Source organism: Lentibacillus halophilus, from assembly GCF_039522485.1.
In the GTDB taxonomy this organism is placed as follows: domain Bacteria; phylum Bacillota; class Bacilli; order Bacillales; family Amphibacillaceae; genus Lentibacillus; species Lentibacillus halophilus.
The window spans coordinates 383147-400807 of record NZ_BAAADM010000054.1 but is presented as its reverse complement, the minus strand read 5'-3'; the positions used below and the strand labels follow the sequence as shown (position 1 = coordinate 400807).

General features: G+C 43.0%; 18 protein-coding genes. All 18 read left to right on the top strand.

Annotation, left to right across the window (positions count from 1 at the left end; all coding sequences use genetic code 11):
- Nucleotides 1-56: 56 nt before the first annotated feature.
- The 18 genes from ABDZ72_RS11810 (at nucleotide 57) to recA (ending at nucleotide 17502) form a co-directional block, all read left to right on the top strand.
- Nucleotides 57-287, top strand: coding sequence for a YlmC/YmxH family sporulation protein (locus tag ABDZ72_RS11810; RefSeq protein WP_343753320.1), 231 nt, complete (start codon nucleotides 57-59; stop codon nucleotides 285-287).
- A gap of 185 nt (nucleotides 288-472) precedes the next feature.
- Nucleotides 473-1360 (top strand): dipicolinic acid synthetase subunit A, encoded by an 888-nt coding sequence (gene dpaA / locus ABDZ72_RS11805; protein WP_343753318.1) that lies wholly within the window; start codon nucleotides 473-475, stop codon nucleotides 1358-1360.
- Nucleotides 1357-1947: a dipicolinate synthase subunit B gene (gene dpaB / locus ABDZ72_RS11800; RefSeq protein WP_343753316.1), complete on the top strand. Its 591-nt coding sequence runs from the start codon at nucleotides 1357-1359 to the stop codon at nucleotides 1945-1947. Before dpaA ends, dpaB begins: the two co-directional genes overlap by 4 nt.
- Nucleotides 1948-1997: 50 nt before the next feature.
- On the top strand, nucleotides 1998-3044 hold the full coding sequence (gene asd, locus ABDZ72_RS11795; RefSeq protein WP_343753314.1) for an aspartate-semialdehyde dehydrogenase: 1047 nt from the start codon (nucleotides 1998-2000) through the stop codon (nucleotides 3042-3044).
- A gap of 16 nt (nucleotides 3045-3060) precedes the next feature.
- Nucleotides 3061-4296, top strand: coding sequence for an aspartate kinase (gene dapG, locus ABDZ72_RS11790; RefSeq protein WP_343753312.1), 1236 nt, complete (start codon nucleotides 3061-3063; stop codon nucleotides 4294-4296).
- Between the two features lie 31 nt (nucleotides 4297-4327).
- Nucleotides 4328-5194, top strand: coding sequence for a 4-hydroxy-tetrahydrodipicolinate synthase (gene dapA / locus ABDZ72_RS11785; RefSeq protein ID WP_343753310.1), 867 nt, complete (start codon nucleotides 4328-4330; stop codon nucleotides 5192-5194).
- A gap of 99 nt (nucleotides 5195-5293) precedes the next feature.
- Nucleotides 5294-6028 (top strand): ClpP family protease, encoded by a 735-nt coding sequence (locus ABDZ72_RS11780; protein WP_343753308.1) that lies wholly within the window; start codon nucleotides 5294-5296, stop codon nucleotides 6026-6028.
- Nucleotides 6025-6231 carry a YlzJ-like family protein gene (locus ABDZ72_RS11775; RefSeq protein WP_343753306.1) on the top strand — a complete coding sequence of 69 codons (207 nt, stop codon included), beginning with the start codon at nucleotides 6025-6027 and terminating at the stop codon, nucleotides 6229-6231. Before ABDZ72_RS11780 ends, ABDZ72_RS11775 begins: the two co-directional genes overlap by 4 nt.
- A gap of 142 nt (nucleotides 6232-6373) precedes the next feature.
- Nucleotides 6374-8686 carry a DNA translocase FtsK gene (locus tag ABDZ72_RS11770; protein ID WP_343753304.1) on the top strand — a complete coding sequence of 771 codons (2313 nt, stop codon included), beginning with the start codon at nucleotides 6374-6376 and terminating at the stop codon, nucleotides 8684-8686.
- A 117-nt stretch (nucleotides 8687-8803) separates the two neighbouring features.
- Nucleotides 8804-10093: an EF-P 5-aminopentanol modification-associated protein YfmF gene (gene yfmF / locus ABDZ72_RS11765; protein ID WP_343753303.1), complete on the top strand. Its 1290-nt coding sequence runs from the start codon at nucleotides 8804-8806 to the stop codon at nucleotides 10091-10093.
- A complete protein-coding gene (gene yfmH / locus ABDZ72_RS11760) occupies nucleotides 10086-11369 on the top strand; it encodes an EF-P 5-aminopentanol modification-associated protein YfmH (RefSeq protein ID WP_343753301.1) in 1284 nt (427 codons plus the stop codon). The genes yfmF and yfmH overlap by 8 nt, the downstream gene beginning before the upstream one ends.
- A gap of 7 nt (nucleotides 11370-11376) precedes the next feature.
- Nucleotides 11377-12096, top strand: a complete 720-nt coding sequence (gene ymfI, locus ABDZ72_RS11755; protein ID WP_343753299.1) for an elongation factor P 5-aminopentanone reductase — start codon at nucleotides 11377-11379, stop codon at nucleotides 12094-12096.
- A gap of 68 nt (nucleotides 12097-12164) precedes the next feature.
- Nucleotides 12165-12425, top strand: a complete 261-nt coding sequence (locus tag ABDZ72_RS11750; RefSeq protein ID WP_343753297.1) for a DUF3243 domain-containing protein — start codon at nucleotides 12165-12167, stop codon at nucleotides 12423-12425.
- Between the two features lie 130 nt (nucleotides 12426-12555).
- A complete protein-coding gene (locus tag ABDZ72_RS11745) occupies nucleotides 12556-13347 on the top strand; it encodes a YmfK family protein (RefSeq protein ID WP_343753295.1) in 792 nt (263 codons plus the stop codon).
- A gap of 103 nt (nucleotides 13348-13450) precedes the next feature.
- Nucleotides 13451-14395: a helix-turn-helix domain-containing protein gene (locus ABDZ72_RS11740; protein ID WP_343753293.1), complete on the top strand. Its 945-nt coding sequence runs from the start codon at nucleotides 13451-13453 to the stop codon at nucleotides 14393-14395.
- Between the two features lie 68 nt (nucleotides 14396-14463).
- Nucleotides 14464-15042: a CDP-diacylglycerol--glycerol-3-phosphate 3-phosphatidyltransferase gene (gene pgsA, locus ABDZ72_RS11735; RefSeq protein WP_343753291.1), complete on the top strand. Its 579-nt coding sequence runs from the start codon at nucleotides 14464-14466 to the stop codon at nucleotides 15040-15042.
- A complete protein-coding gene (locus tag ABDZ72_RS11730; RefSeq protein ID WP_343753289.1) occupies nucleotides 15042-16289 on the top strand; it encodes a competence/damage-inducible protein A in 1248 nt (415 codons plus the stop codon). The genes pgsA and ABDZ72_RS11730 overlap by 1 nt, the downstream gene beginning before the upstream one ends.
- 175 nt (nucleotides 16290-16464) lie before the next feature.
- Nucleotides 16465-17502 (top strand): recombinase RecA, encoded by a 1038-nt coding sequence (gene recA, locus ABDZ72_RS11725; RefSeq protein WP_343753287.1) that lies wholly within the window; start codon nucleotides 16465-16467, stop codon nucleotides 17500-17502.
- Nucleotides 17503-17661: the final 159 nt, after the last annotated feature.

Below are 17661 nucleotides of genomic sequence, written 5' to 3'. Positions count from 1 at the left end.
TAGATTCTTGTCGCTATCATATGATTTATTAAGAAAATATTTTTGGGGGCGTTTCCATGCGTTATAAAGATATCAGCGGCAAAGAAATCATTGATGTTAATGAAGGATCCCGGCTTGGTATTCTTGGTCAGACTGACCTTGAAATTGACGAAAAAACAGGGCAGATTGAGTCGTTTATCATTCCAGGCTACAAATGGTTCGGTTTGAAAAAAGAAGGAGCCGAGACGAAAATACGATGGAGCTCTGTAAAAAAAATCGGTGAAGACATGATTATGATTGAATCATGACCGTATAATAAAGTGAAACGTCAATCAATGGGTCTTTGATCCCCCACTGATGGCTCTTGAGCAACAGTGAAACCAGCATCTTAATTGATGCTGGTTTTTTAATGGTCTCTCCATCACTAACTTCCCATTAAAGCATAGGCTATATTGAAATGAAAACAGCAGAACAGTGGAGGGTAGTTATACGAATGATTCAACAAATGGCTGTTATTGGCGGAGATGCACGGTATCTGGAATTAATACGCCAGATGCAGGCATGGCCGGAGTTAACGATTTATTTAATTGGATTTGACAATTTGGAGGAAGGCTTTACCGGGTCACACCAAATTGCTTTTTCTGATTTGGATCCAGAAAAAATGGATGCCATTGTTTTGCCGATCACCGGGACGGATCGCTCAGGGTATGTGGAAACCGTTTTTTCCGATCAGAAAATTCAATTAACGACTGATTGGTTTAAGAAAATGAAAGATACGGCTGTTTTGTTTACAGGCATTTCGAATGATTATCTGAATCAAGCGACAGAACAAGCCAATGTAACATTGATTCCATTGCTTAATAGAGATGATGTTGCTATTTATAACTCGATCCCCACAGCGGAAGGCACCATTATGAAGGCCATGGAACATACGGATTTCACGATTCATTCTTCACGTGTCTTCGTGGTTGGCTTTGGAAGAGTAGGTAATACTGTTGCCAATAAATTCGCAGCGCTCGGCGCAAACGTATCGGTTTGTGCAAAAAGCATTATGGATTTGGCTCGGATAACGGAATTGGGACATACAGCTATCCCATTCGAACAACTGCATAAACATACTTCAGAATGCGACTTGCTCATTAATACTGTTCCGGCGCAGGTGGTCACTAGAAAAGAGGTGCAGCAACTTCCTCCACATGCCATTATTTTTGATCTTGCATCCAAACCAGGTGGAACCGATTTTGACTATGCTGAACAGCGTGGCATCAAAGCGATCTTGGCTAAAAGTTTACCGGGGATAGTTGCACCAAAAACAGCTGGAAAAATATTGGCCGATGTCATCAAACAATTTCTGATTAATCGGAAGGAGAATCAATTATGAGTTTAGAAGGAAAACGGATCGGATTTGGTATTACTGGGTCACATTGCACCTATGATCAAGTATTTCCACAGCTTGAAAATTTGATGGAAACCGGAGCTGATGTGGTACCGATTATTTCTTACACAGTTCAGAATACGGACAGTAAATTTGGTTATGCAGCCGATCACGTCAGCAAAATAGAGTCGATTACAGGCAAACGCGCGATCAGAACGATGCCCGAAGCTGAACCGCTTGGACCTGATTTTCCGCTTGATTGCATGCTGATAGCTCCACTGACCGGAAACTCCATGAGCAAACTTGCGAACGCTTTGACTGATACACCGGTGCTAATGGCTGCCAAAGCAACAATTAGAAATCAACAACCGGTTGTCCTAGGGATAGCCACCAATGATGCACTTGGGATGAATGGTGTCAATCTGATGCGGTTGATGGCAAGCAAATATTATTATTTCATCCCCTATGGTCAGGATAATCCACGCAAAAAGCCAAATTCCCTTGTTTCGGACATGAGTCAAGTTTCCGCCACCATTGAGTCGGCACTGAATTATGAGCAAATTCAGCCAGTCATTATTCCTTATTCCGGTTAACATATGGTACAATAAAATGAATCTATCATTTCAGTGAGGTGTCAGAATACATGGCGGAACAAACAACATTTACAATAGCAGTTGTAGGAGCGACTGGTGCAGTCGGCCAAAAAATTGTTCAACTATTAGAGGAAAGAGATATGCCTATTGGTGAACTGAAACTTTTATCATCAAAACGATCAGCAGGAAAAAAAGTTCGTTTTAAAAACGAAGAATTAACCGTTGAGGAGGCAGCACCAGAAAGTTTTGAGAATGTTGATATAGCACTGTTCTCTGCAGGTGGATCCATTTCCAAAAAATTGGCGCCGGAAGCTGTGGAACGCGGTGCGGTTGTTGTTGATAACACAAGTGCTTATCGTCTCGATGACCAGGTTCCTTTGGTTGTCCCGGAAGTGAATGAAGACGATTTGCAGTCACACAACGGAATCATTGCCAATCCAAATTGTTCCACGATCCAAATGGTTGCGATATTGAAGCCGATCCAGGAAGCATTTGGTCTGAACCGTGTTATCGTATCGACGTATCAAGCTGTTTCAGGATCAGGCAATGAAGCATGCGATGAACTGGAGGAGCAAACCAGACAATATATGAATGGTGACGAAATGACTGCGGACCAATTACCTGTCAAAGGGGATGAAAAACACTTCCCGATTGCCTTTAATGCGCTTCCTCAAATTGATTCGTTTCAAGAAAATGGCTACACGTTTGAGGAAATGAAAATGATCCATGAATCCAAAAAAATTCTGCATGATCAAAAACTGGCGATCGCTGCAACGTGTGTCAGACTTCCTATTTTTACATCACATGCTGAAAGCGTATATGCCGAAGTGGAAAACAATGACCTTACCGTTAACGATATACAAGATGAGCTGGAACGCGCGAATGGTGTTGTCGTTGAAGATGACCCGACGACACAGACCTATCCAACACCGCTCAGTGCTGAAGGCAAAGAAGATGTCTTTGCCGGACGTATCCGTAAAGATCTGGACAATGATTATGGCTTCCACTTCTGGATTGTGTCTGATAACTTGATCAAAGGGGCTGCATTGAATACCATTCAAATCGCCGAACGATTAATTCATAATAAATGGCTTTAAAAATTGAGGTGGAATCATGCAAATAGTGGTTCAAAAATTCGGAGGTACGTCTGTACAAACCGAAGACAATCGACATCACGTCATTCAACATATTAAAAATGCTTTAATGAATAATTATAAACTTGCAGTCGTTGTATCCGCATTGGGGCGAGACCCGGCTCCCTACGCAACAGACACATTGTTGGGATTGGTTGATTTCCCAAAAAATTTCACATCAAAACGTGAATTGGACTTACTCATGTCATGCGGGGAAACCATTGCGTCAGTCGTACTATCCAATGAGCTGCAGAAACATCATATTAACGCAACAGCCCTTACCGGCGCACAGGCCGGATTTACGACAAACGATGACTTCACACAAGCGAAAATTAAAGATGTGAAAGCCGATCAAATGCTCGAAGCCTTGAAACAGCATGATGTTGTTGTTGTGGCCGGATTTCAAGGACAAACAGAAAACGGAGAAATAACAACCATAGGACGTGGTGGAAGTGATACAACCGCAGCTGCTCTCGGTGCCGCTGTAGATGCAGATCGCGTAGAAGTATTTACGGATGTGAACGGGGTGATGACAGCTGATCCGACCATCGTTTCATCCGCCAGACCAATGGACGTGGTGACGTATACCGAAATATGTAATTTGGCTTACCAAGGTGCTAAAGTGATTCATCCCCGGGCTGTGGAGATTGCTATGCAGGCAAAAATTCCTATGCGTGTCCGATCAACTTATGTCAAGGATGAAGGAACGTTGATCACATCATCACGCATCCAGGAAGCAGGTACTGATATTTCCGATCGTTTGGTCACCGGTATCGCCCATATGTCATCCATTACACAGATAAAAGTGGAAACAGAGGAGCAAACGTCCATACTTCAGTCAGATGTTTTTAAAGCAATGGCTGAAGCTGGGATTTCCGTTGACTTTATCAATATTTCGCCAACGGGGGTTCTTTACACCGTTCCTGATGCTCAAACAGAAAAAGCGGTACACATCCTTGAAACCATGGGCTTCTATCCGGAGATTACTAAAAACTGTGCCAAAGTTTCGGCTGTGGGTGCCGGGATGACCGGCGTACCAGGGGTTGCCTCCAAAATTGTTCAGTCTCTGACTGATGCCGGCGTGCAAATATTGCAGTCGGCAGACAGTCATACGACGATTTGGGTGCTGATTCATGAACAACATTTAAAAACAGCTGTAAACGCACTTCATGATGTGTTTGAATTGAATCATGTTCACGGGAACCCTGTCTCTTGAAGGATTATTATAAACAGAAAGGTGTCATGCAATGGACTTTGGTAATGTTCTGACTGCAATGGTGACGCCGTTTGACGTGCATGGTGAAATCGATTTTGAAAAAACGGATGAATTGATTGAACATTTGCTAAAGAATGGAAGTGATGGACTGGTGGTTGCCGGTACAACCGGTGAATCACCCACATTGACAAACGAGGAAAAGCAGTCCCTTTTCCGGCATATTGTTAAAACGGTTAATGGCCGTGTGCCAGTCATTGCCGGAACAGGAAGCAATGATACAGCAGCGTCCATGTCATTGACTAAAGAAGCTGAATTTTCGGGTGTGGATGGCATTATGCTCGTAACACCTTATTACAATAAACCAAATCCAAAAGGGTTGTACAGCCACTTTGAAACAATTGCCAATGCAACCGCATTGCCAGTCATGTTGTATAATGTCCCTGGACGTACGGCGGTTAAAATGGATGCAGATACCATTATACAGTTAAGCCACATTAACAATATCGTTGCAGTGAAAGAAGCCAGCGGTGACCTGAATCAAGTTGTCGACATCATACAACAGACATCCCGAGATTTTCGTATATACTCAGGGGAGGACAATATAACATTGCCTATGCTTTCCGTTGGTGCGGATGGTGTCGTATCAGTCGCTGCACATATTGTGGGAACAAACCTGCAGACCATGGTCCATGCTTATCAATCGGGCGATGTGAATAAATCGGCTTCCATTCATCGACATCTGCTGCCACTTATGAATGGATTATTTAACCAGCCATCACCTGCCCCCGTTAAAGCTGCATTGCGCATGAATGGAATCGACGTCGGTAGTGTTCGACTCCCTCTGGTTGAATTGACTGAATCGGAAAAAGAAGCACTGAAGAATGTGATGATTGAATAAAAATATCGGCATATCAGCCGATATTTTTATTCGTTTGTATGGTCTTTCTTTATTTGGTTCATACTATGGATGGAACGTACAGGTAAAGGAGGACCATATATGGAAAAAGATCCAGGAAAAAAAGATGGTCAGAATCAGGAAGAACAGACCAATAATTCGTCTTTAGTGCAGAAAATTCAGCAGCTCGGTCAATCCAATGTTGCACAAGCACCTGATTCCAATATTCATGTGCTGTCGATTATTGGACAAATTGAGGGACATGTACAGCTGCCATCACAAAATAAAACTACGAAATATGAGCATATGCTGCCGCAACTGATTGCGATTGAACAAAATCCTCAAATCGAAGGCTTGATTGTATTGCTGAATACAGTGGGCGGTGATGTGGAAGCTGGGCTGGCTCTGTCCGAAATGATTTCATCCATATCAAAACCAACCGTTTCGATTGTTTTGGGCGGGGGTCACTCGATTGGTGTTCCTATCGCCGTAGCGGCTGATTATTCGTATATTGCACCAACCGCAACCATGACAATTCACCCGATTCGTTTAAATGGGCTAGTAATCGGTGTACCGCAAACATTTGAATACATTGATAAAATGCAGGATCGTGTCGTTGATTTTGTAGTCAGGCAATCCAATATTGATGAAGAAACGTTTAACGAGCTTATGTTTGCAAAAGGCAATCTGGCCAGGGATATCGGAACAAATATTATTGGGGACGATGCCGTTCAAAATGGTTTGATTGATGGAATTGGTGGTGTAACACAAGCTATGCATAAACTGAATGAAATGATTACCGATAATAAAGGGCCGGAAGATCAGGTGATACAATGATTTTATATACACCAATGTCTGAAATGGATATTTTTCCGGAGTCGGAAGCGGAAATGAGCAAGCGGCATTGCGTCTCGCACAACGGGAAACAATTGTACGTCGAAGAATTGAACGACGGAAGCTATCAATTATTGCAAGTACTCTCTTCTGATCCGAATGACTTTATGGATGAAAACTACACTCCCGGCACTATTTTGCGATAAAGGTACGTCAAATGCGGAAAACTGTGCTATAATGGAACTAATTGTCAGCATCCCCTTGCCTAAACAGATGGCAGGGGGTTACTATTCTTCTATAAGAAATTTGTTGACCAATGAATGAACGACGGCCGGAGAGGTGATCATCTTGGCGAAAAAGAAGCGAAAAAAGAAAAGCAATCAATTAAACCAACAAGTTAAATTTGAGCTGCTTGGACTACTGTTTTTGTTCATAGCCATTTTCGGAAGCGGTGCCAGTGCCATTAGTGATGGTGCCATCCCCGGTGGACTAGAGTATATTTTTCGGTTTTTTCTTGGAATCTGGTATTTTGTTGCCTCTGTTTTTCTATTGATCACGGGACTCGTGTTAATGATCAAACGACGCTTTCCGGACTTTTCCCACCGAAAAATGGCAGGATTTTATATTATTTTTGGTGGTTTGTTGCTATTCACCCATATTGAAACATATGAAAGTATTCTTGCTTTGCCAGAAGATCCATCTGTTTTGAAAGCTACATGGGAAAATGTGCTTGCATTTGTTAATGGAGAAGGGACTGCTGCACAAACCGGAGGCGGTATGCTTGGCGCCTTGTTGCTAGTGTTTAATTACTATTTGTTTTCAGCGGCAGGCGCAAAAATAGTTTCCGTTTTTTCTATTTTAATAGGCATCATTTTTATGACCGAGTTTTCACTTGGTGATTTTGTTGCCGGATGGATGAAAAAAATCGGTGGCATGATTCAATCAATGAAGGAACGGATACAGTCGCACCGAACGACCATTAAACAAGCGAAGCATCATGACGATGCTCCAGCCGATATAGAACCGAATACGCCTATTGAAACAGAAAAGCCGGAAGAGCCGGTTATTCAGGATTTTACAGATGCTTACACGTATGATACGCAGGAACTGGAAGACAGCTCAAATGCGACTGCTGAAAACGTTGAAACACCTTCCACAGCAGCTGAAGAAGATGTGGCGGAAGATGCAAAAGATGATGAAAATCCGTTGGCCATGACGGAAACGGAAAACTATGAATACGAACTTCCACCTTCGCATTTGCTTGCCGAGCCATTGCAAAATTCACAGCAGCAGGAAAAATCACAAATTCAGGCTACGGTTCGTAAATTGGAACAGACATTTCAAAGTTTTAGTGTGAAGGCACGAGTGACCAAAGTCCACGTCGGCCCGTCCGTAACGAAGTACGAAGTTTCTCCGGAAGCCGGTGTCAAGGTGAGTAAAATCGTCAATTTACATGATGACCTGGCTCTTGCTCTGGCCGCCAAAGATATTCGGATTGAAGCACCGATACCAGGCCGATCAGCTGTGGGAATAGAGGTTCCAAATAATGAAATAGCGATGGTGTCGCTACGGGAAGTGTTGGACAGTGTGATTACCAAACAATCATCCAAACTCTTATTCGCCCTTGGCCGGGATATTTCCGGTGAGGCGGTGGTATCCGAATTGAGCAAAATGCCGCACATGTTGGTTGCCGGCGCAACCGGAAGCGGAAAAAGTGTTTGTGTGAATGGTATTATTACAACCATCTTAATGCGTGCCAAACCTCATGAAGTGAAAATGATGATGATTGATCCCAAAAAGGTGGAACTGAACGTTTACAATGGAATCCCGCATTTGATGACACCGGTTGTTACGGACCCAAAAAAAGCATCGAAAGCATTGAAAAAAATCGTTGATGAGATGGACCGGCGTTATGAACTGTTCTCAGAGACAAGCACACGCAATATTGAAGGCTATAATGACTATATTCGTAAGTATAACCAAACAGTTCCGGAAGAGGAGCAACAACCAAACCTGCCATATATCGTCGTATTAGTGGATGAGCTTGCCGATTTGATGATGGTAGCTTCCAATGAGGTGGAAGACGCCATAACGAGGCTAGCACAAATGGCTAGAGCCGCCGGAATTCATTTGATACTTGCAACACAGCGGCCTTCTGTGGATGTCATTACAGGGGTCATTAAAGCGAATATTCCATCTAGAATAGCCTTCAGCGTGTCATCAGCAACCGATTCACGGACAATTCTGGATGCCGGTGGTGCGGAAAAGCTGCTGGGCCGCGGCGACATGCTATTCACCCCGGTAGGTTCATCCAAGCCGACACGGGTGCAGGGAGCATTTTTATCGGATGAAGAAGTGGAGCGGGTTGTTGATCATTGTATTGACCAACAGAAAGCATCTTATCAGGAAGAGATGATCCCTGAGGAAACGGAAGAACCGGATTCCGAAGTTGATGACGAGCTTTACGGCGAGGCCGTGCAAATGATCACAGACATGCAAAGTGCCAGTGTGTCCATGCTTCAACGAAGATTCCGCATTGGTTATACCCGGGCCGCTCGCCTGATTGATGCCATGGAAGACAGAGGCATTGTTGGTCCATATGAAGGTAGTAAACCGCGATCTGTCCTTGTCTCACAAATGGATGACGAAAAGACATCCTAATATGCGTACAGGGCAGTCATTCATCCGTTGTAACAGGTTTTGGATGGTCTGCGCCTGTCGTATACATAAGCAACGCAAGTTTTAGCTATAATATAAAAAGCAAAGGAGGCAACCGCCATGACCAATAGTTTGGAAACAGTCATTCGGGAAAACGGAACCAACATACATCTCGTCCCGGATAAAAAGTTTAAGACGGTCAGCATCACGGCCAAATTCAAATCTCCCTTGTCTAAAGACACCATTACCAAACGTGCATTGCTCCCCTATGTGCTGCAACAGGGAACAGTAACGTATCCGGATCGAAAGGCCATTCAAACAGCACTTGACCGGTTATACGGAGCCGTTTTATCAGTGGATGGTTCCAAAAAAGGGAACAACCATATTATGACCATCCGGCTTGAAACAGCGAATCAGAAATTTATTTCAGATGAAGCATCCATTATGGATGAATCGATTGATTTACTTCAAGAGATCATTTTTCATCCAATCAGTGACAACGACGCATTTATGCCATCGATTGTGACCCGGGAAAAAGATACTTTACGCCAGAAAATGAAGAGTATGAAAGACAATAAAGCGAGTTATGCCAACATGCGCCTCATCGATGAAATGTGCCAAAATGAATCTTATCGTATACATATTCATGGTTATGAAGATGATTTGAATACCCTTACTCCGGAGAGCTTGTATGCGTATTATCAATCCGTCTTGAAACACGATCAGCTTGACATCTATGTATCCGGTGATTTTGACAGTGCAGACATGAAAGAAAAGCTGATTCATAAAATCGCTCGTGATCAAGTGCCTGATGATGTTGAGCCAATACCGGATATGGAAAAACAGGTGCATCAGACGAATGAAATCATTGAAACAGAGGATGTCCAGCAAGCAAAGCTGCACTTGGGATTCCGCACCCATATTACATACGCTGACAATGAGTATGCTGCCCTACATGTTTTTAATGGCCTGTTCGGCGGCTTCCCAAGTTCCAAGCTGTTCCGGAATGTGCGCGAAAAACATAGTTTGGCCTATTATGCAGCATCACGGCTTGAAAGTCATAAAGGGCTTTTATTTGTCTTAAGCGGCATTGCTCCTGATGATTATGAGCAGGCAAAAAATATCATTGAACAGCAGTTGGACGCGATAAAACAGGGCGATTTTACTGTCGACGACATGGATGATACCAAGAGGCTGATCATTAATCAACTGCTGGAGACAATGGATGATTCCAAAGGATTAATTGAACTATTGTACCAACAAGTCATTGCCGACTCCGATAAATCTCCCTATGAATTAATAGAAATGATCAAAAATGTCGGGAAGGAAGAAATAATCAGCATCGCACACCAATGTCAACTGGACACGGTATATTTACTGAGCAGCAAAGGGGGCGGTTCAAATGAATAAAATAGCGTATAATGAGATTGAAGAAATCCTTTACAAAGAGAAGCTTGCCAATGGATTGACAGTGTATTTGCTTCCGAAACGTGAAATGGCTAAAACGTACGGTATATTTTCAACCAATTACGGTTCGATCGATCAAACGTTCATCCCCATTGATCAAACGGAAACGATTACGGTTCCGGAAGGCGTTGCTCACTTTTTGGAGCATAAAATGTTTGAACAAGAAGATCGGGATGTGTTTGCGGATTTTGGTAAACAGGGCGCATCAGCCAATGCTTATACATCCTTTACTAAAACAGCCTACTTGTTTGCAGCCACGGACCAAATTAAACAAAATACAACGACATTGCTTGACTTTGTGCAGACTCCTTACTTTTCCAAAGACTCCGTGGAAAAAGAAAAAGGCATTATCGCCCAAGAAATCGAAATGTATAACGACCAGCCTGAATGGCAAGTTTTTATGGAGTCGCTCCGTAATCTGTTCCATTATCATCCGGTCAAGGTTGATATCGCCGGAACAGTTGATTCCATCCGTACCATTACGAAAGATGATTTGTACACATGTTATGACACGTTTTATCATCCAAGCAATATGACATTGTTTATGACTGGGAATTTTGAAGTGGATCATATGATGGATTGGATCCGTACCAATCAGTCAGCGAAACATTTTGCCGATATACCGGACATCAAACGTAATTATCCGACAGAACCTGATTCAGTCGCACAGAAAGAAAGTACACTGGTCATGCCGGTCTCAGTTCCCAAATGTACCGTAGGTATTAAAGAGTTATCAGATGAACTTTATGGCGATGCTTTTCTAAAGAAAGATTTGCTGCAAAGTATGGTTCTTGAATTTTTCTTTTCCAAAGGTGGGTCGTTTTATCAAACGTTGTATGAGGAACAGCTGATCGACGATAGTTTTCATTTTGAAACCGACCTGGAGAAAAATTTCGGGTATTCGCTGATTGGCGGAAATACTGTTGATCCGGATCGATTTGCAGAAAAAACCATCCAACTGCTTCGGTCCGTCCAAAAAAAATCCTTTACCGACGAAGAGGTCGAACGAATGAAAAAGAAACAAATTGGTCAATTGCTTCGCGCTATGAATTCATTGGAATTTATGGCTAATAAGTATATTCATTATGATACAGTTGGCGTTGATTTGTTCCGGGTAATCCCTTTCATTCAGTCGCTGACGGCAGATGATTTCAACTCGTTTATCCAGGATTGGATTGATGATGACCGGATGACGGTATGTAAAATGGTGAATGAGTAGGGATGATATGGGAAGAAACGTATTAATTATTGGCGCAAGTGGGGAAATTGGGCGTGCTGTTTATAAACAGATTGCTGCTGATGGTGACCACCTTATTTTGCATTATTATCAGAATAAACAAGGACTTCAATTCACTGACATCATGCAGCAGGAATCCATCCTTATGGAAATAAAGGCTGACCTCAGCACCGCCAATGGGGTGAACCATTTGTTGAACCAGCTCACCCTTCCCGTGGATGCTGTTGTGTTTGCAGGTGGAAAGGCTCATACCGGGCTTTTTCAAGATACCGATGATACGATAATGGACAGCATGCTGACATTACATGTAAAAGCACCATGGCAAATATCACGGCACATTCTTCCTCACATGATTGCACGAAAACAAGGCAACATCATCATGATCACGTCCATCTGGGGGGAAGTGGGTGCAAGCCATGAAGTCGTGTATTCCTCTGTCAAAGGTGCGCAAAATAGTTTTATCAAAGCACTTGCCAAAGAAACCGCGCCATCTGGAATCTCTGTCAACGCTGTCAGTCCGGGATTTATAGATACAAAAATGAATGAGCATCTGCTTCCTGAAGAAAAAGAAGCCATTATACAGGACATTCCCGCAGGACGCGCTGGTACTGTTGAGGATGTGGCTCATGCGGTCAGCTTTTTAATGAATGAGAAATCGGGATATATTAATGGAGAAATTATCCATGTGACCGGTGGCTGGCTGTCCTGAATGCCATGTATAATGCGGCCAATACGTCGAATACTAAGGATGATCAATTTAAAAGGAGGCAGATAAGCATGTCTGTTCTTGATAATTTTGACACATGGAAAGACTTTTTGGCCAGCAGACTTGAACAAGCACAATCACAGGGCATGGGACAGGAAACCATATCGAATATGGCTTATGAAGTTGGTGACTATCTCGCGAAAAGCACCGAAGCCAAGAATGACGAAGAGGGTGTTCTTCAAGATATTTGGACCGCTGCATCAGATGATGAGCGTCAATCAATTGCCAGCGCAATGGTGAAACTCGTGCAAAACGAAGGAAATACAAATTAAGCAAAAAATAAAGAAGCTGTGTGAACAGCTTCTTTATTTTTTCGGTCAATAACCTTTTCACCATGCTTAAAATACTTTATTATAGTATTATGATTACGTTATTAAAAAATCGTATGTATAGGAGCTAATAATGGAAAAAACGGAATGGTATCTTGAATATGAAATCCTACATAATCGGCCAGGGCTTCTGGGAGATATATCGTCATTGCTTGGCATGCTTTCCATTAACATTATATCCATTAATGGCGTGGAAGATTCAAAACGCGGAATGTTGCTTCTATCAAGAACAAAGGAGCAGATCATTCGTTTGCAGTCCATTATGGAAACGATGGACACCATACGCGTGACCAAAATGCGCAATCCTAAATTACGGGATAAGCTGGCTGTCCGTCATGGCCGCCATATTCAGAGCGATGGCGATGATCGAAAAACATTTCGCTTTGTCCGGAATGAATTGGGCATCCTAGTTGATTTTATGTCGGAACTGTTTAAAAAAGACGGACATAAATTGATTGGTATACGCGGGATGCCCCGAGTGGGGAAGACCGAGTCTATTGTGGCGGCTAGTGTATCTGCTAATAAGCGGTGGTTGTTTGTCTCCAGCACACTACTGAAACAAACCATTCGAAAAGAATTGATCAAGGACGAATACAGCAGTAATAATTTGTATATTATGGACGGCATTTTATCAACTAAACGGGCCGGTGAACAACACTGGGAATTGATTCGGGAAATTATGCAGTTGCCGTCTGTCAAAGTTGTAGAGCATCCTGATATGTTCGTGCAGCTGACGGAATATAAATTGAGTGATTTTGACTATATTATCGAACTTCGCAATGATGAAAGCGAACAAATCACATATGACTCGATGGAAAGTGATCAATTCACTCAGGAAGATGGTTTTTCCATGTTTGATTTTTAAAGGGAAACAACCACATTTTTCCTGTGTAAACACATAGCAAGCTTGCCGCCATAAACATCGACAAGCGGCGTTTTCTAAAATGGATTGATGGATGGTGTTATCTATGGAAATTGGCGCAAGACTGAAAGAGGCGAGAGAAGCAAAAAACCTGTCGCTTGACAAGCTTCAGGAAACAACGAAAATACAAAAAAGATACTTAGAAGCGATTGAACAAGGGAATTTTGACATTTTGCCCGGGAATTTTTATGCCCGGGCTTTCATCAAAGAATATGCTTCGGCTGTTGATCTTGACGGAAAAGAACTGCTAGAGGAGCATAAAGAAGAAATACCGCAGTTCGAAGACGAAAACACGTCCCAGTACACGTATATTCAACGGTCCAGAAAAGATAATAATCCAAAGAAAAGCCAGTCTATTTTTTCACTGTTGCCGACTTTGATTGTGGTTCTTCTAGTTATTGGTATCGTAGCTGTCGTATGGATATTTAATCAGGATACCTCCTCGGGGAGCAGCGCCAATCCGGAAGAGCCGAACGAGGATAATGCGGTCTTCCGCAATTCAGAAGATGGCAATCAGGGCGATGAACAAGAGACGAATGATAATAACGATGAAACCGGGGAGAATTCCGGAAAAAAACCGGATTCAGAACAGGAGGAGAATAATGATTCAACAACGAATAATGAGACGAATAATCCTTCTCCCGAGCTTATAGTTGAAGAAACCGGATCAGGAGCGTCACCGGAATCGACGCTGACACTGAACCATGCAAGTGATGATGTATCTGCCTCTATTGAGGTAAGCAGTGACACGTGGGTAGCGGTTGAAAATGACCGCGGAGAAACCCTTTACACTGGTACGATTTCCGTGGAAGAATCACCTATTGAAGTGGATCTCACAGATACAGACCGAGTTCAATTCAATGTGGGGTATGCCCCGACTCTTAATATAACCATTGATGGAGTCCCTGTCGATTATCCAGTGGATGCACAAAATAAAGACCATCAATATCTTTGGATTGACATTGTCCGATCAGAAGAACAATCCGGTTAAATGGATGCTATTCAAAGACCCTTCCTATATGATCATGGAAGGGGGTTATCACGCAGGAGGAAACGATAATGAATTTACCGAACAAGTTGACACTTTCACGTATTTTTTTACTGCCTATTTTCATTTTATTACTGAGCATTCCACTGGATTGGGGAAAATGGTCCATTGGTGACAATGCGCTTCCTGTATCTCATCTAATCGCAGCACTATTATTTATTATCGCAGCTGCAACTGATTGGGTTGATGGGCACTATGCACGGAAATACAACCTGATTACAAACATGGGGAAGTTTCTGGACCCACTTGCCGATAAGCTGCTGGTTGCTTCAGCACTGATTATGCTTGTCGACTTGGGTCTGGCACCAGGATGGATCGTAATTGTTATTATCGGCAGAGAATTTGCCGTCACTGGATTGCGACTGGTAGCTGCCGGAGAAGGCGTTGTCATGGCTGCCGGCAGTATGGGGAAAGTAAAGACAGCCACACAAATGATTGCCATAGCTATCTTGTTGCTTCATAATTTCCCGTTTGCTTTCGCAGGATTTCCACTTGGTTTGATCATGCTGTATGCAGCGCTTGTCTTTACGGTACTTTCAGGATTGGAATATTTTGTTAAAAATTGGCATGTAATGAGGGATTCAAAATAATGACTACCATTAGTACGGAGATTATTGCAGTAGGAACAGAATTATTGCTTGGACAGATTGCCGATACCAATGCGCAATGGATATCAAAAAAGCTTGCTTCCATAGGAATAAATGTCCATCATCATGCTGTTGTTGGTGATAACCGTCATCGTGTGGAAGAACAGTTCCGTGTTTCGAATAAACGATCGGATGTCATCATCGTCACTGGTGGACTTGGGCCCACAGAGGACGATTTAACAAGGGAGGCTTTCCAGCAGGTGTCCGGCAAAGAATTGACAGAACATGAACCATCCATGGAAATGATAAAATCCTATTATGATAAAAAAGGAATGAAGATGACACCAAACAACCGCAAGCAGGCACGAGTATTTGTCGAATCTGATGTTTTTGAAAATCATACCGGAATGGCTCCCGGAATGATTGTTCCATTTGAAAATACAACGTGGATTTTCCTGCCCGGTGTACCGAATGAAATGAAACGAATGATGACCGATCATGTGCTTCCACATTTACAACGTCTGACGGGAGAAGACAGGATTATTAAATCTGTTATGCTCCGTTTTATAGGCATTGGTGAGTCGCGGATTGAACACGACATCCAAGACCTTATTGATCAACAGGAAAATCCAACCATTGCCCCCCTAGCACAAAGTGAAGGCGTTGCCATTCGACTGACAGCTAAAGCCGAAACGGATGACGCAGCTCTTACCTTGATTGAGCAGTCCAAACGCGCCATCCTTAACAGGGTAGGAGATCATTATTTCGGTATGGATGAACAATCATTGGAAGAACAAGTGCTAGAGCGGCTTAAAGAACAGGGAAAAACGGTGGCGGCAGCGGAAAGTTTAACAGGAGGAATGTTTACAGACCGGTTGATTGCGATTCCTGGAGCTTCAGACGCATGCCGCGGCGGAATTGTCTGCTACGATACAACAGTGAAAGAACACGTGCTCGGTGTGGAATCCCGTCTGCTTAACGAGCATGGAACAGTCAGTGAGGAATGCGCTAGGGCAATGGCCGACAATGTCAGCTCACGGTTGGATGCGGATATTGGCATCAGTTTCACAGGTGTCGCAGGTCCTGATCGTTCAGAAGGGCATCCTGCGGGAACAGTGTTTATCGCTCTTTCCGCCGACCGTTCCGGAAAAATTCCAGTGGAAAAGCATGTCTTTTACGGTGATCGCAACGCCATTCGTGAACAAGCCGTTTTAAAGGGTTATGAACTTTTATATCATTTGTTAAAATGAACATATTGACCGGAAAACAAACTAAAAATGGAATTTTACCGACTATTATCCGCGTAAATGTGTTTTTTCTACGTAAAAGACAAGGCAAAATACGGGAACACTCATTCGTTTATTCCTTGGCAAAACAAGAAAAAAAGCGTATGATGTAACCAGGTCATTAAAGGAGGTTAATGCATTGGGAGATAAACAACAAGCTTTGGATATGGCATTGAAGCAAATCGAGAAACAATTTGGCAAAGGATCCATTATGAAACTGGGTGAGCAAGAAGGACAGAAGGTTGCAACGATTCCGAGTGGCTCACTTGCATTGGATGTGGCACTTGGTATTGGTGGCTATCCAAGAGGACGTGTTGTTGAAGTCTACGGGCCCGAATCGTCCGGTAAAACAACCGTCGCCCTGCACGCTATTGCTGAAGCACAGCAGCAGGGCGGGCAAGCTGCTTTCATCGATGCGGAGCACGCTCTTGACCCAACGTATGCACGGGCTCTTGGTGTCGATATTGAGGAATTGCTTTTATCACAACCGGATACTGGTGAACAAGCACTGGAGATTGCTGAGGCACTCGTTCGCAGTGGCGCCGTCGACATTATTGTAGTGGACTCAGTGGCGGCACTGGTACCAAAAGCAGAAATTGAAGGGGAGATGGGAGACTCCCATGTCGGTCTGCAGGCAAGGCTGATGTCACAGGCATTGCGGAAATTATCCGGTGCCATCAACAAGTCTAAAACAACAGCTGTATTTATCAATCAGATCAGAGAAAAAGTTGGTGTTATGTTCGGTAATCCGGAAACAACCACTGGTGGCCGGGCACTTAAATTTTATTCATCTGTCAGACTCGAGGTTCGGCGTGCGGAAACCTTGAAACAAGGAAATGATGTGGTAGGCAACAAAGCGCGATTAAAAGTTGTTAAGAATAAAGTTGCTCCTCCATTCAAACAAGCAGAAGTCGATATAATGTATGGAGAAGGCATTTCCAAAGAAGGGGAAATTCTCGATGTCGGTTCGGAGCTGGATATTATTACGAAAAGTGGTGCCTGGTACTCGTATAACAGTGAACGATTGGGACAGGGACGAGAAAACGCCAAACAGTTCCTGAAAGAAAATGAGGACATCAAACGTGAAATTCATCATGCCATTCGTCAGTATCATAACTTGGATGATGCTCCCGAAAATGAATCGGATGAAGAGAATCATGAGAGTCTTGACGTCTGAAGCTAACCGCGCTTCATCTTTCAATGCTATTAAATCCTTTGCCTGTGGTCATCGGCAAAGGATTTATTTTTGTTGACTGCATGTTTCCTTGACATTGGGTATGGGTGGCATTAAAATTAACTTGTATAATTTTATAGTTTATTATACATTAAATTATTT

Excerpts from the sequence above, each read along its gene's own strand:
- ABDZ72_RS11750 (WP_343753297.1), top strand. The coding sequence starts at position 12,165 with ATGTCTGTTCTTGATAATTTTGACACATGGAAAGACTTTTTGGCCAGC.
- ABDZ72_RS11780 (WP_343753308.1), top strand. The coding sequence starts at position 5,294 with ATGGAAAAAGATCCAGGAAAAAAAGATGGTCAGAATCAGGAAGAACAG.
- ABDZ72_RS11810 (WP_343753320.1), top strand. The coding sequence starts at position 57 with ATGCGTTATAAAGATATCAGCGGCAAAGAAATCATTGATGTTAATGAA.
- ABDZ72_RS11775 (WP_343753306.1), top strand. The coding sequence starts at position 6,025 with ATGATTTTATATACACCAATGTCTGAAATGGATATTTTTCCGGAGTCG.
- yfmF (WP_343753303.1), top strand. The coding sequence starts at position 8,804 with ATGACCAATAGTTTGGAAACAGTCATTCGGGAAAACGGAACCAACATA.
- dpaB (WP_343753316.1), top strand. The coding sequence starts at position 1,357 with ATGAGTTTAGAAGGAAAACGGATCGGATTTGGTATTACTGGGTCACAT.
- ABDZ72_RS11745 (WP_343753295.1), top strand. The coding sequence starts at position 12,556 with ATGGAAAAAACGGAATGGTATCTTGAATATGAAATCCTACATAATCGG.
- ABDZ72_RS11740 (WP_343753293.1), top strand. The coding sequence starts at position 13,451 with ATGGAAATTGGCGCAAGACTGAAAGAGGCGAGAGAAGCAAAAAACCTG.
- ymfI (WP_343753299.1), top strand. The coding sequence starts at position 11,377 with ATGGGAAGAAACGTATTAATTATTGGCGCAAGTGGGGAAATTGGGCGT.
- ABDZ72_RS11730 (WP_343753289.1), top strand. The coding sequence starts at position 15,042 with ATGACTACCATTAGTACGGAGATTATTGCAGTAGGAACAGAATTATTG.
- dapA (WP_343753310.1), top strand. The coding sequence starts at position 4,328 with ATGGACTTTGGTAATGTTCTGACTGCAATGGTGACGCCGTTTGACGTG.
- asd (WP_343753314.1), top strand. The coding sequence starts at position 1,998 with ATGGCGGAACAAACAACATTTACAATAGCAGTTGTAGGAGCGACTGGT.
- pgsA (WP_343753291.1), top strand. The coding sequence starts at position 14,464 with ATGAATTTACCGAACAAGTTGACACTTTCACGTATTTTTTTACTGCCT.
- dpaA (WP_343753318.1), top strand. The coding sequence starts at position 473 with ATGATTCAACAAATGGCTGTTATTGGCGGAGATGCACGGTATCTGGAA.
- dapG (WP_343753312.1), top strand. The coding sequence starts at position 3,061 with ATGCAAATAGTGGTTCAAAAATTCGGAGGTACGTCTGTACAAACCGAA.
- yfmH (WP_343753301.1), top strand. The coding sequence starts at position 10,086 with ATGAATAAAATAGCGTATAATGAGATTGAAGAAATCCTTTACAAAGAG.